14 protein-coding genes are annotated in these 14,377 nt (G+C 39.4%); 6 read left to right on the top strand and 8 right to left on the bottom strand.

Features of this window, described 5'->3' with window-relative positions:
* Positions 1 to 146: 146 nt before the first annotated feature.
* Positions 147 to 902, bottom strand: a complete 756-nt coding sequence (locus NQ550_RS08905; protein WP_025580431.1) for an SDR family NAD(P)-dependent oxidoreductase — start codon at positions 900 to 902, stop codon at positions 147 to 149.
* 13 nt (positions 903 to 915) lie between these two features.
* On the bottom strand, positions 916 to 3,726 hold the full coding sequence (locus NQ550_RS08900) for an oxidoreductase (RefSeq protein ID WP_025580430.1): 2,811 nt from the start codon (positions 3,724 to 3,726) through the stop codon (positions 916 to 918).
* Positions 3,727 to 3,904: 178 nt separating this feature from the next.
* Here NQ550_RS08900 and NQ550_RS08895 point away from each other — a divergent pair, with 178 nt between their 5' ends.
* From NQ550_RS08895 to NQ550_RS08880, 4 genes are all read left to right on the top strand, one after another.
* The gene (locus tag NQ550_RS08895) at positions 3,905 to 5,479 is read left to right on the top strand and encodes a PucR family transcriptional regulator (RefSeq protein ID WP_081703303.1); all 1,575 of its coding nucleotides are present in this window, start codon (positions 3,905 to 3,907) and stop codon (positions 5,477 to 5,479) included.
* Positions 5,480 to 5,785: 306 nt separating this feature from the next.
* Entirely contained in the window at positions 5,786 to 6,559 is a 774-nt protein-coding gene (locus tag NQ550_RS08890; RefSeq protein WP_025580427.1) for a DUF134 domain-containing protein, read from the top strand.
* Positions 6,560 to 6,645: 86 nt separating this feature from the next.
* Positions 6,646 to 6,849, top strand: coding sequence for a hypothetical protein (locus NQ550_RS08885; RefSeq protein ID WP_226839703.1), 204 nt, complete (start codon positions 6,646 to 6,648; stop codon positions 6,847 to 6,849).
* A complete protein-coding gene (locus NQ550_RS08880; RefSeq protein ID WP_259839882.1) occupies positions 6,815 to 7,216 on the top strand; it encodes a flavodoxin family protein in 402 nt (133 codons plus the stop codon). Before NQ550_RS08885 ends, NQ550_RS08880 begins: the two co-directional genes overlap by 35 nt.
* Before the next feature lie 169 nt (positions 7,217 to 7,385).
* On the opposite strand, the gene NQ550_RS08875 is transcribed toward NQ550_RS08880, so the two are convergent.
* The 3 genes from NQ550_RS08875 to panD form a co-directional block, all read right to left on the bottom strand.
* The gene (locus tag NQ550_RS08875; RefSeq protein ID WP_008704363.1) at positions 7,386 to 8,369 is read right to left on the bottom strand and encodes a bile acid:sodium symporter family protein; all 984 of its coding nucleotides are present in this window, start codon (positions 8,367 to 8,369) and stop codon (positions 7,386 to 7,388) included.
* A gap of 3 nt (positions 8,370 to 8,372) precedes the next feature.
* Positions 8,373 to 9,212: a pantoate--beta-alanine ligase gene (gene panC, locus NQ550_RS08870; RefSeq protein ID WP_008704364.1), complete on the bottom strand. Its 840-nt coding sequence runs from the start codon at positions 9,210 to 9,212 to the stop codon at positions 8,373 to 8,375.
* A gap of 109 nt (positions 9,213 to 9,321) precedes the next feature.
* Positions 9,322 to 9,714 (bottom strand): aspartate 1-decarboxylase, encoded by a 393-nt coding sequence (panD, locus tag NQ550_RS08865; protein ID WP_008704365.1) that lies wholly within the window; start codon positions 9,712 to 9,714, stop codon positions 9,322 to 9,324.
* Positions 9,715 to 10,543: 829 nt separating this feature from the next.
* Here panD and NQ550_RS08860 point away from each other — a divergent pair.
* A complete protein-coding gene (locus NQ550_RS08860) occupies positions 10,544 to 10,675 on the top strand; it encodes a hypothetical protein (RefSeq protein WP_008704366.1) in 132 nt (43 codons plus the stop codon).
* A 64-nt stretch (positions 10,676 to 10,739) separates the two neighbouring features.
* The gene (locus tag NQ550_RS08855) at positions 10,740 to 10,949 is read left to right on the top strand and encodes a DUF6219 family protein (RefSeq protein WP_008704367.1); all 210 of its coding nucleotides are present in this window, start codon (positions 10,740 to 10,742) and stop codon (positions 10,947 to 10,949) included.
* A gap of 594 nt (positions 10,950 to 11,543) precedes the next feature.
* Here the strand turns inward: NQ550_RS08855 and NQ550_RS08850 are convergent.
* Genes NQ550_RS08850 through NQ550_RS08840 form a run of 3 tightly spaced genes read right to left on the bottom strand, consistent with a single transcriptional unit; the run spans position 11,544 to position 14,311 of the window.
* Positions 11,544 to 12,197, bottom strand: a complete 654-nt coding sequence (locus NQ550_RS08850) for a DUF2290 domain-containing protein (protein ID WP_008704368.1) — start codon at positions 12,195 to 12,197, stop codon at positions 11,544 to 11,546.
* Entirely contained in the window at positions 12,194 to 13,426 is a 1,233-nt protein-coding gene (locus NQ550_RS08845; protein WP_242833657.1) for a DEAD/DEAH box helicase, read from the bottom strand. The genes NQ550_RS08850 and NQ550_RS08845 overlap by 4 nt, the downstream gene beginning before the upstream one ends.
* A gap of 51 nt (positions 13,427 to 13,477) precedes the next feature.
* A complete protein-coding gene (locus NQ550_RS08840) occupies positions 13,478 to 14,311 on the bottom strand; it encodes a hypothetical protein (protein ID WP_242833656.1) in 834 nt (277 codons plus the stop codon).
* Positions 14,312 to 14,377 lie beyond the last annotated feature (66 nt).

The raw sequence follows: 14,377 nt of genomic DNA, 5'->3' as shown, positions 1-14,377 counted from the left end.
TATTTAAGAATTCATGTACTGACAGTACGTTAGACTTGGATGATTTTCCTTAGGGTACTATATTTTGATTTATCTCTGCAGTCAGATCCTAAGTACTGAAAAAAGGAGTCCAAATGACTCCTTTTTCTAATGCATATCAATTATTTTTAAAATATCGTATATCCGCCATCTACAGCCAAAGCCGCTCCATGGATGAAACTAGCTTCGTCTGATGCAAGGAATGCAATAGCCTGTGCTACTTCGATAGGTTCTCCAGGACGTTTTGCCGGACTCATTCCAATCTTCATTGTTACCGGATGCTGTGGAATTGCAAGCACACGTGCAATCATATCTGTTGCAATCGGTCCTGGAAGAACAGCATTTATACGCACTCCTGTACGTCCATGATCCAATGACATCTGACGGGTGAGTCCAAGAAGGCCATGTTTGGCAGAAGTGTAAGCAAGCCCTCCGCGGCCTGCTGCGGTTGCTGCCATGGAAGCTACATTGACGATGGTTCCAGCCCCTTGTTTTTCCATAATAGAGATTATTTTCTTGCAAAGAACAAATGGTGCTGTGAGATTTGTTGCAAGAACGGTGTTCCATTCATCCATTGTAATCTGATCCATATTGGCAGTTGTTCCGCCTACTCCTGCATTATTTACGAGAATGTCAATTTTTCCGTAGGTGTCCAGAGCTGTTTTAACCAGGTTATCAAGACTTTCATCAGATGTCACGTCTGTTTTACAGAAAATTGCTTCTCCTCCGGCTGCCTTGATTGCATTCACACAGCTTTCTCCCAGTTCTTCCTTTGTTCCAACAACTATGACTTTTGCTCCTTCTTTTGCAAAGAGTTCTGCGGTTGCTCTTCCGATTCCTCTTGTTGAACCAGTAATGATTGCTACTTTGTTTTCAAACTTCATGGCAATGCCCTCCTTATCTTCTTCCTGTTTCCATGAATGCTGTTCTGTCATACCGTGCGGTAAGCAGATACGGTGCCAGAACATCTGCGTCAATCTCTTCACATAAATTCAGTTTATGAACCATCAGATCATTTGAGGAATACGCACCTCCAATGACTGTTCTGATTGGAAGTTCTCCCCATGGATCATCAATGGACGATTGTAATTTAATCGCTGCAAAACCAGGCTCCCATGAATGGTAATTGTATTCACAGAGATTCTGAAGCAGAGCACCATTCTGGAAATGTGATTTTCCTTCTTTATCCGGTTCGCGGTCAAGGTGGAAGTAGAAACCACCGCCATATGTCTTTTTACCGGCTTCTGGGAACTGATACAGCATTCCGGTCATTGCGTTATTATATTCACCAATCTTGAGATCAATATTTACAAGTTCAGTACCACGACGGCAGACTTGAGCGGTCACATGATCATTGTTTCGACGGATTACAAATTCAGATCCCAGTTTCTTTGGAATTGATCCATTGTCACGTCCACACTGAACTGCCATTTCTGCACCAGTTCCCCCAAGTACAAGCCCTATTGGATATAATCCAAGCTGTGTTCCATATGTACAGTAAACACCAAGGATTGCTTCATAATAATCATCAGCAAAGGTAGGCTCCTTAACATGGCACACAGATACCGTAACTACAGGCACGGAAAATGGTTTTAACGGTGCAGGCAGAACCTTTGCAACCGCCGCAGGATCGGTAAGGTATGCAAGATATATTCCCTCCTGATTTTTCATAAGAGAGATCTTACCGAAATTAGGCATTTCCTCCGGAGCGGTGATAAAGCTTGGAGTTTTGACAGATGTCTTAAACAATTTTCTTGCTGCTTCAAAACCACTTCTGGATGCAGGAGCAATCGTACCGTCTTTCACAGCATTTCCGATAGCCTGAGCATGGATTCCTTTTTCTTTTAATTCTTCAACAAGATGGTTGTCCGGGCGGAAACCAAGTGAAAGAACAACAGCATCTGCAGCGACTTCCACATTTATCTTATCGTTCAATCTTTCAAGAACAACTCCATCTTTTTTGATCTCTTTAAGGGCATGTGCCATCATGAACTGGGCATTGTATTCTTTCAATCTTCCACATACATCTGCAACATTTGTATGATTTGCATTAGGAGCAACTTTGTCAAGCATATCCGCAAGTACAACAGTATTTCCTTCGTAACAGAGATATTCTGCTGTTTCAAGTCCCGTAACACCTGCTCCGATGATCATTACTTTTTTATTCTTCAGTCCGGCTTTTCCGGAAAGAATATCTTCGATTGTATATACATTTTCTCCAGTTATTCCGGGAATAGATCCTGGAATGACAGATTTAGAACCTGTTGCTACAAGCACCGCGTCCGGATTCATTTCTGCAATTTTATCCGCAGTCGCTTCCATATCAAGTTTTAATTCAACTCCAAGTTTCTCAAATTCAACATTATAATAATCAGCAATCCAGCCCATACGTTCTTTGAAAGGAGGCTTCTTTGCAAGGTTTATCGTACCTCCAAGCTCACTCTGGCGGTCAACCAGTGTTACCTTCATGCCGCGTTCAGCAAGTGTTTTAGCAGCGATCATACCACATGGACCGCCACCAACAACTACTACCTTATGTTCCTGAGTGTCATATTCTGCATTTCCATAAAGACGTTCGCGGCATGCACGTGGATTAACTGCACATTCCGCCGGAATACCCGCGCCCATCCATGCATTCAGGCTCTCAAAGCAGCGCAGACAATTGATACATTTACAAATTTCATTCTCTCTTCCTTCAAGTACCTTGAGTCCCCACTGTTCGTCTGCGAGCCAGCTTCTTCCCATGGAGACAAAATCAACAATACCTCCTTTCAAAAAGCTCTCAGCTACCTGTGGTTCACGTATGCAGGAAACTCCTATCACTGGAATAGAAACGTGATCTTTTACAGCCTTGATCAGATCTTTTCTCCAACCCTGGGGGAAGGAGATCGGCTCTACACATACACTTCCTGTTTCGTATAAACCAACAGACACATCAATAAAATCAATCCCGCATTTCTCAAGCGCCATTGCAATCTTAACTCCATCCTGGATATGGATATAATCCTCTGTTACTCCTGTCTTATCCAGAAATTCTTCCACGCTTAAACGGACACCGATTGGAAAGTCTGGTCCACACTGTACGCGGATTCCATTTATGATCTCAGTGATCATACGAAGCCTGTTTTCAAAGGAACCACCATACTCATCTTCGCGTTTATTTGTGTAAGGGGAAAGAAACTGTTGTAATAGATACCCATGAGCCGCATGAAGCTCTACTCCATCGCAACCCGCTTTTTTTACTCGTACAGCACCTGAGATAAACTGTTGGATCAAAGCTTTTACTTCTTCTGTTGAAAGAGCCCTTGTTTCCTGCTGAAGATATTTGCACGGTATTGCTGAAGCAGATACTACCGGGCCGCCTGTAAGAGCAGTTACTGTTTCACGTCCAGGGTGATGCAGCTGGATGAATATCTTTGTCCCATATTTATGTACTGTTTCTGCAAGCTTTGCAAGACCTTCGATATGTCTGTCTTTTGAAACAGACAGCTGACGCATCATCCCTGCACCATGCAGATCGTTTACCCTTGCAATCTCCGGAATAATAAGCGCTGCGCCACCAATTGCACGTGCCTTATAGAATGCAATCATGTCTTCCGATGGAGACCCATCCATCTCCGCCAGGCTTGTACCCATCGGTGACATTACAAGTCGGTTTTTAAGTGTAATATTTCCAATTTTTCCCTGTTTAAAAATTTCCTGATACATGTACACCCTCCTTTACTTGTGTCCCTTGATTATTATGGCTTAAAAATAACATTTTCTTTGTTAAAAAAGCAACGGCATAAATATAAAAAAGACATTGTGTATTTATGCACAATGCACTATAATTAATAATAATCAGCAAAACACTGTGCATTATGCACAAAGAATTGTAAAGAGGAGTATGAAAATGCTGTTTTCCGATCTTATTGATTATTTAAAAAATGAAAAAAATTTTAACATAATACTAAATTGTTCTACTGATCTTCATGAAATACGAGATGTAGAGCTGCTGGATGGCACTCAAACAAGATACGCCACAGATATTGTCTATTTTGGTTATCCCAATGTTTTGTCTCCTGATATGCAGCCTTCTCAATGTATCCTTGTTCGTGGAGAAAACTATCTTTTTCCTTATTCCTGTACGGATCGTGCAACAGTACAGGCAAAAGAGCTTTTTGCAGTTTTTAATGCAGCAAAACAGTTTCTTCAGACACATGAACAGGTTAGTTTATATGAAGAACTGGTTCAAAAAGGCCACTCTTCCCATAGCCTGGATGAAGTGATTAACTCTGCATCCATCAAATTAGGATATTCCTTGGTATTTTGTGACAAGAAATTCCGTATCCTGTCATATTCTACATCAATTCCGGTTACGGATAAATTATGGAAAAAGAATATTGAACGTGGATATTGTACATACGATTTCATTAAAAATGTAATGTCATTGGAAGCTGTCCAGGGGGCTTCAGCCAGCATTGAGGCTGTTGAAGTATCTTGCCCGGAATCACCATATCGTAAATGTAGTTCGAAAGTGTTTTTAAACGGTGTTCAGGTTGGTTTTGTTCTGATGATAGAAAACAATATCCCTTTTACCGCAGAACACTTAGCAGCTATGAGTGATGTAAGCCGGGCAATCAGCTCTGTAGTTGGACATTATCATCCTGAACTGTTTCAGTACACCAGTGCGGACCAGCAGCTTCTTGAAGCCCTGCTGATTGGAACTCCGGCTGATATATTGGCAGATTCCATTTCTCATCTTCGAGTATCTGATGCAATGTATGCACTTTGTATCCAACCGAAGACATTTTTGAAGGAAAATAAATTAAAGCAGCAGCTTTATCCTGTGATCCGACATATCTTTCCGGAAGCATATATGACTGTCCACGACAATGCACTAGTCCTTCTTGTACCAGATCAGAGTTCTGTTATATTTGTAGATACTCAAAAAATAATGCTTAAAACGATGGCAGAGTATCATCTGGATGTAGGAATCTCCCTGGTTTTTTCAAAAATGGATGAATTTTACAGAGCTTATCAGCAGGCGCGGACAGTTCTTGAATGGAATCACAGAATCCCTGATAACCTTAAGAAGGAAATATCATGGGATCAAAGGTATCCGATGGAGCATCAAATTCATCGGTATTCTGAAATTGAGTTCTACGAAATGATGAACAAGATCAAAGAACCAGAAAAACTTGCAGATTATATCCACCCTGCCCTTTACAGACTGAATAAATATGACCAGAGAACGGGAAATGAACTTTACCATACACTTGAGGTATATCTACAGTGTTTCCATAACAATAAGGAAACAGCTAACATTTTGTGTATTCACAGGAATTCGCTGGCTTATCGAATGGAAAAAATCATTGAAATAGGTAAAGCCGATTTAAACGATCCCATGACAGAGTTTCTGTTGAGAATGTCTTTTAAGCTTGTGGAATATTTGAAGATAAGAGACCTCGATCTCCCCTGATATTTAAAATTGTAGCTTTTCATAACATTATAACGAAATGCTGTAATTCTCTCTGAATTGTCAGTGATGCCATAGTAATGGAGATAACCAGTCAGTATCTCATTAAGCTTCTCTCTGTTGACTGTGAGTTTCAGCTTCTCTTCAAGATATTTCGTACTGCTTTCCAGAAGTCTCTCCGATGCCCGTTTGCTCTTCGCAATTGAAGCAGGGGACTTACTTGATTTGGTTAAAAAGGCATATGTCAAAAATGTTATTGACATATGCCCTTTATAGAACTATTATATTATAACAAGAAAGGAGCAGTTTATGCCAAGACCAATAAAATGCAGAAAAGTCTGCCATTTTCCCAATGTTTTAGAATTTCTTCCGGCAGATGATACGGAGAAAAAAGCCCCCATTATTCTGACGGTAGATGAGTATGAAACAATTCGTCTTTTGGACAAGAAAGGTTACAGTCAGGAGCAGTGTGCAGTATCTATGCAGATCGCAAGAACAACAGTTCAACGAATTTACGAGATTGCCAGGAAGAAAATAGCAGATGCACTTATTGATGGACATCCGCTTAGAATTGAGGGCGGGGATTTCAGAATCTGCGATGGTCAAAGTAGCGACTGCAACCTTGGAGGATGTTACAAGCAGGAGCTTTATCAAAAATATGCAGTGGAAAAAGGAGAAGGTATTATGAGAATAGCAGTAACATATGAAAACGGACAGATTTTCCAGCACTTTGGACACACAGAAACATTTAAGATTTATGATGTAGAAGAAGGGAAAGTGGTACATTCAGAGGTAGTAGATACCAACGGAAGCGGACATGGCGCATTGGCAGGAGTTCTTAATGCATTGAATGCAGATGTTTTGATCTGTGGCGGAATCGGAGGGGGCGCACAGACAGCTTTAGCGGCAGCCGGTATTAAGCTTTTCGGAGGAGTTTCCGGAGATGCAGATGAAGCGGTAGAAGCCTTTATCAATGAAACACTTGCGTATAATCCAAATGTGAAGTGTTCTCATCACGAGCACAACCACGGGGAAGGACATACATGTGGCGAGCATGGATGCGTAAGCCATAGCTGTCATTAAGAAGAATGGTTCGCCTAAGAGCGGCTACTGGGAGATTGTAGATAAATATCTATACTTTATAGGGCCGTACTTCATAGGGTCGAACCATGACATTCTTTACTAACAGTAAAAAATATGCCAAAAAGATTAAGAAGGCAGAGAAATGTGTGGTATATGAAAATACAGTCAGAGAACTGTTTAGCTGTGAGCAGTTCAAAAAAGGTGCAGAAGCAAAAGGACATCAGGTGAACATGGTACAGAGCCTGCGACGGCTGTATGAGAAATGGCGGTACCTGTGTATTAAAAGATGACATGGCTGAAATACTCGGAATGTTTCGGAAAGCAGATGTACTTGTACTGGCTACTCCGGTTTATTTTTATGGAATCAGTGCCCAGATGAAGACCTTTATTGACCGCACTTATCCTATCTGGCAGCATCTTGGTAAAAAAGAAGTTTACTATATTATATCGGCTAGTCTGGGCGAGGACATCATTGAAAGACCGCTTGGTGATCTGGATGGTTTTGTAGAACATCTGGAAGAATACAAGATTGCAGGAAAGATATATGCAGCAAACGTGATGGATGCCGGATTAGTCAGAAATCAAAGTGTTTTCAAAAAAGCCTATGATATGGGATATTCCGTTCAAAATGCTGAGAAATTGAGAGTTGGCGAATAAAGCTTATAAAAAACAAAGGGATAATTATAGATGTCATAAAAGCAAAAAAATTCAAGTAGTTATTTTTGCCCCGGAATCCGTTAGCTGGCAGTAGATAAGCAAATTAGTTTCTTATCACTGTTAAGCCAAGGATTCCGGGGATTTTTTGTTTTCTACGTTCCCTTGTTATTTATGCTGCTGACACACCATTTTCACCTGTGCGTGTCCTGTTTTCTACGCCGGAACGGCGGATTCCTGCAAAGATGGAGCCTGCAATATTATGCCATACACTGAAAATAGCACCTGGAAGAGTTGCCAGTGGATTGGCTACAAAGTTAGCTGCTGCCAGAGAAACTGCCAGTCCGCTGTTTTGCATGCCCACTTCAATAGCTATAGCTGTTGCCCGTGTATATTCTACATGGAAAATTTTTGCTGCAAGGAGCCCAAGCATCATACCACAGAAATTGTGGATCGCAACAACGCCAAGGACCAGAACTCCGCAGCTTAAGATTTTCTCTGCATTAATTGCCACGATTCCGCCAATGATCATAACAATGGCTACAACAGAGATCAATGGCATAACATCTGAAACTTTATCTACATGATCTCCTGCAAGTGTACGGAGAAGGATTCCAAGAAGTACAGGAACCAGAATTACTTTTACAACAGAAAGTACCATTGCCCAGAAGGATACTTCCACCCAGGCACCTGCCAGAATGTACACAAGAAATGGAGTCATAACAGGAGCAGCCAGAGTGGAAACGATGGTCATTCCTACTGAAAGTGCAACATCACCGCCTGCAATATAGGTGATCACATTGCTGGCTGTTCCACCAGGACAGCATCCCACAAGAATCACACCCAGAGCCAGATCTGCGGGAAGATTCATAACTTTACACAATACCCAGGCTACGACTGGCATGATCGTATACTGTGCAACTGCGCCAATGATCACTTCCTTTGGTCTGGAAAAAATTGCCCGGAAGTCTTCCAGACGTATGGTCAGTCCCATACCAAACATGATCACGCCCAGAAAAACAGATGTATAATTTGTCATCCATGCAAATCCATCCCTCCAGAAAAAGGCAAGGCATGAAAAGGCAATGATGATGATTCCAATATATCTGGATGCAAAACTGCTGATTTTTCCTATTTTCTTTAAAATATTTTCCATATATTATACCTCGTAGCTGAAGTTATCGATCAGTCTTGTTTTGCCAATATAGACAGCCATTGCTACGAGAACATTATGATCAGCTTTTTCCACAGGCTGCATGGTAAGTGCATCTACCATGGAAACGTAATCGATTTTTGCCAGAGGCTCTGCCTCGATCACTGCACGCATTTTGCCGAGAAGTTCTTCTGCGGAAATGCCTGCGTGAATGATTTCCTGTCCGAGTTTTACGGATCTGGACAGACAGAGAGCAGCCTTTCTCTCTTCATCGCTTAAATATGTATTTCTGGAGGATTTTGCCAGTCCGTCCTCTTCACGGACAATCGGGCAGCCTACGATTTCTATATCAAAATTCAGATCCTGGACCATTTTGCGGATGATGGCCAGCTGCTGAGCATCCTTCTGTCCGAAATATGCTCTGTCCGGGGCTACAATATGGAACAGCTTGGTTACAACTGTGCACACACCTTTGAAATGGATAGGACGTGTTTTTCCACAAAGTGTCTCAGATAATGTATCGATACTTACAAATGCATGGGGATCATGATACATTTCAGAAGGTTCAGGGCAGAAGATCAGGTCTGTGCCAAGACTTTCACAGAGTTTGCTGTCGCGTTCGAAATCTCTTGGATATGCCTCAAGATCCTCTGTCGGACCAAACTGTGTTGGATTGACAAAGTCAGACACAACTACAATGTCGTTCTGTTCTCTGCATTTTTTGATCAGACTTGCATGTCCCTCATGAAGAAATCCCATTGTTGGAACAAGACCTATAGTTTTACCTTCTTTTTTCCATGCTTTGATCTGTTTTCTTGTTTCTTCTACTGTTTTTGTTACCTGCATTGTTATCTCCTCTTTCTCGGTCAATGGACCGGTATCATAGTTTTTGAGATAGCCTCTTTTCTGAATTCACTTTCATCTTATGATAGCCTCTAATCTGATATCAACGTTTTCAGGCCATGTCTTTCAGCAGACCATGTTTCTCATAATTGGTCACTCTGCTGATCTTATTCTCTTCATCTACAAATACAACTGCAGGCTTATGAGTGCGTGCCTCTTCAGGCTCATATCCTGCGTAAGCCATGATGATAATCTTGTCACCTGTGCTTACACATCTTGCTGCTGCTCCGTTCAGACAGATCATACCGCTTCCGCGTTTTCCGCAGATTGTGTATGTCTCGAATCGACTGCCATTGTTCACATCTACAATCTGAACTTTCTCATATTCCAGTATTCCGGCAGCTTCCAGCAGTTCTTCATCCACAGTAATGCTTCCCACATAATCCAGTTCAGCCTGGATAACAGTTGCTCTGTGGATTTTTCCTTTTAACATTTCTATTGTCATCTTATATAGTCCTTTCCTGCGGGAAAAATCAGAGTCAAGCAGCACCATAAAAAGGAAATATACCTTTATGATCTGCAAAAAAAGCGCATCAGGATACACTTTGACCCTGAAACGCTTCTGATTGATTCCCTGTATATTGAGTCCTGTTTCTGATACATAAAATATGTTTTACTATTCCATAGATTATTGGAAATCTGATTTTTTGTATCATAAATACCGGCTCGTATCTTTTAAAATTACATACATCCCTCCGTTCCCGTTTCCGGATTCCGGCTGGCTGCTTTTATATAAGATTCCAGTGATTTCAGCCAGAGTATAGTTTTGAGTCCAAATACTATCTCTGAGTGGTATTATTACATCTGGTCAGTTATTTGTCAATAAATTGTTTATTTACTGGTTACTGTTCACTCCGCGTCCAGTAATACACTGCGAAATACAATAAATATGAATCTCCTTGTGCAAAGCCCAAGGAGTATCGTTTGCTTCGCAGACTTAATTTATGCTAATCACATAAGGAACCAAAAAATCACTCATCTGACAAACAATCAGACGGATAGCCTCATCCAACCGTACCTTCCCGGGAGTTATTTCCAATTCGTTCATATGTGCAAAGAAATTTTTCCGAAAGACTTCATACGGCATCAATAACTCTGCCGCAAACAGGTTTGTAATCTGAATGTCAGAAACTAAACAGCTATTACCATAAAAATAAAAAGTTTCTCTTTATGATACAGCTCTCCGAACACTGAAAGAAAAATCTGTCGGAAATAAGCTGCCTTCCACGAAATCCCTCTATGCTGAAAAAGACCGACTTATTGAATTGCGAAATATGCAACGGGAAGATTTTTCTAACCGCCGGAATTATGAACGGGAGTTTCGTACCGTGTCTGCCAATATTGATATGATCCTTGGGAAGAGCTACGAACAGGAACAGCAGATTGAGAAAGAACAGAATTTATAAATTTCCTGTTTTCATGCTTTCTAAAAAGAGGTATTATATAAAAAAACGCAGGAGGTATATTCAAATGAAAGCACATAAATATTGGTCACTTGGTGCATTGGCAGCCATGATTGGAACCTTTTATACCGGCTATAAAAACATGAAAACTGCTCACAAATATTTTGCTTGCAGCTCTCTTCTCTGCATGATTATGGCTATCTACTCCGGTCATAAAATGATTTCTGGTAAATCCAGAAAAAAGAAAAATTCTGTTTCTAAAGAATCTGCAGAATAATCAAAACTAAAGAAATGTTTACATAGGATTGCCTGATGGAATAAATATTTTCCATCAGGCAATCTTGCTATTTTACATCTTTTTTCAATCTGTCGTATAATATATGTAATCCTGTAATCCCATCAAATGAAAACAGTCCTTCTTATCAAACGTTATTATAAGTTTAACCGCAACATTTTTTCTTCCCAGAACAATTTCATACTCTGTTGATTGTTGATAAGAGAGGAATAAATGATGATACACAATCAACAACTGTTCTCATCTATATTTTCCGCAACTCCCTTTATTTTCATAATAAAATTAAGAAAGGCCCTGCACTTGGCAGAGCCTCCCAGCATTTTCTTTTGAGAGCTTTTGCTCCCTAGCCAGATTGTGGTAAATGCTAAACCCTTATAAAGCTGGTAAGGCACTGCCTCCTGGCACAACACCTTACTTCAACGCTTGACAGACACTCCTGTTGCCTGTTGTTAATATTATATTAACTTGCCACCATGAATATGTCAATTACTTTTCTACTATAATTTACACTATAATTTTATAGCTGTTTGTATGAATATAGATTCTCTAACAATTTCCATATTTCATTCTCCATTTTCATACTATTATTCTGCTCTTATTTATGTCTTTTTCTGCAATATGTTCTTCGAAAGCTACTATACCCTCAATTTCAAAATTGAATTCCAACTGTGAACTCGGAACATAATAAAAATGTTCCATAATAAATTTCACAAATTTCATCGGTGATATTGGACGATCTACAGGAATTCTACAATTTTTATATCCCCCTAAAGTAATATGTGAATATGGATGATGCAGTTCGCTCTCCTCCGGATCTCGATTGTAATCAGCTCGAATAATCACAGGCAATACAGATTTATTTAAAATATCTCCGTAAATATAGTCAACATCGTATAATTCCGGATCATTCTGATAAAGTTCATACGACGGTGATGGATAATACCCCAATCTGTGCGAAATCAATTCTTTTCCCGTTCTATTAAAGCGATACATCAACTGTATGATACCGCCATCTGGCAATTTAACATTATAATTATGATTTTTTTCTATTTCATCATAAATTGTACTGTAATCCATATTCCTTAAATATAACGAAATATTTTGATATTTTTCCCATACAATATCCATTTGTTGAATTACAGGATAGTTATATTCTTCTGCCAGTCCACATCTGATCAATTCCCTTGTAACTTTCTTTAACTCTCGAAATACTTTTTCTTGTTCTTTCAATTATACAGCACATCCTTTAAGCGATTCACAGTATCTTCATCTAAATCTTCTTTTCGAATTTCTCCATTTGCAAGTTTACTGGTAATATCCGCCAGATTAGAATTGCTTTTTCTGATATCTCTTAATTCATTTTGAGTCATGTCTCTATGAATAATTCTCATATTCTTTCGTTGTGATTTGTCCGGGTACGTGAACTCTAATTGAAAATTCCTTTCCTTAACGCTGTTAAACTCCTGTATTAACAGATCCATATCATCTCCGATTCCGCTAACCCGTACCCATGCCTTCGATCTTGTCATAGCAGTAAATATAATATTTCGTTTTCTTGATAAGTTGATGCCTCTTGCGCAAAGATCCGCATTTATCAGATAAACAATTGCTGCTTCATTTCCTTTTGCTCTGTAAATCTGAGAGATTGCAATAGAATCCTCCTGAAAAAAATCATCTGGTGTTGTCTGTACCCCAACAATATGCGATTTAATTCCCTTTTCCATTAATTTAACACGGATATGTGACACGTAACTCTTCGTAATTTTGGGATCAGGGTGAATGATCATAATGTCCTGATATCTTAATTCTTCATCATGCAGATTTTTTTCGATATCTTCAACTATCCAATCCGCTTCCTGTACATTATTTTCAAATCTTCTAAATTGTATAAGATCGTCAATTGACGAATGATCCTCTAAAAATGCAGGACTTGTTTCTTCTGTTCTATATAGCGTTACAAATTCTCCATCTCTGATCACACCTTCTTTCACTGTATATCCAATATCTTCCCATAACTGTTTATCTTCAAATAATTGAACTAACGATGTTTCCTCCCGTGCCTCTTTTTTTCTGTAAATTCCAAATCCCAGGCTGTGTGCTGTAATAAGAACTGGTCTTGAATTACGATAACATTTTGATAAGACAATATCCTCCGCCTTACCATTACTGTTATCAAGCACTACATTCGGCCGTCCATTACTGTATCCAAAAATGTCTTCCGGAGATTCAACGTTTTTGTTATCCAGGCTTTGGAGTTCATCATATGCATATACAAGCATACGGCTTTCATGTGGGAGTGACATATAACACATCTGAAGAAAATATTTTGAAAAATCCTGTGCTTCGTCTACTAAAATCACATCATACAATGGCTGGGGATTCGTTACTGATTCTACGGCTTCTTCACATACTCTGTCAAAAGCAGATGAATTTCTTCCATATTTCTGGCACGCATCCATATAATCATAACAAACTAGATTATTTGCCTTACAAAAATTGAAATACAGACCTTATGAATTTTTACTTCCCCATGCATGAATTATTTTAATTCTGCTCCAATCAGGTTCCTCATTTGTATTTTCAACAATAAAGTTTGTGATCAGTTGAATAAATTGACCCTTTAATGCCCGGCTGTTAAATGTAACTGCTATCATCTTATTTTCATACATAGTATACAGATATGCTACCTTTAATGCCAGAACAATTGTTTTTCCCGATCCTGCCAGACCCCGGATTCGTTGAACACCTTCTACCGTTTCAATGACTGCCTTACTTTGATACTTGTCCAGGCAGGAAATCTGGTCTTCAATTGCTTTTAATTTTGATCCCCTTGACGAAGCCTTCTGAAGATTTTTTCTGCCACCTCTTTTTTTCAGTTGTGAAATCATCTGAATCGCTTCCAGTAATTTCTTATAATATTCTTCGCCCTGTTTCCATTCCAGACTTTCTAAATATTCCTTTACTTCTTCTATTGATGTACAAATTTCATCACTCTTCGTTTTATAAAGGGGTGCATAAGACAGTACATTAATCGGCACTTGTAAAACTCGTCTTTTTGACAGATATCCATATCTTTTCAGCTTGGCTTCCATATTATTATATAGTTCATCCAATAACTGAATTTTATCTTCCATATTTTCTTCTGCTAATGTTTCCAGATCAAAAAGCACAATACCCGTCTGTTCGCTCACTAACAATGCATCAACTTTAATTTTTCCATCAATTCCCCCTAAAACAGGGTAGCCCAAATAAAAATATCCGTCTAATCCCATTGTTTCCAAAAGATTTATAATTTCATTTGCAAGCACCTGTTTAGATGTAACTCCATTTACAATTGTAAGCATCTTATCACCCTTTACTTTTAATATGTCATGTTTTTCTGAATATCATTTCTATCATATTGTCACACA

The organism is Blautia wexlerae DSM 19850, assembly GCF_025148125.1.
Lineage (GTDB): Bacteria > Bacillota > Clostridia > Lachnospirales > Lachnospiraceae > Blautia_A > Blautia_A wexlerae.
This window is presented reverse-complemented; position numbering and strand designations above follow the sequence as displayed.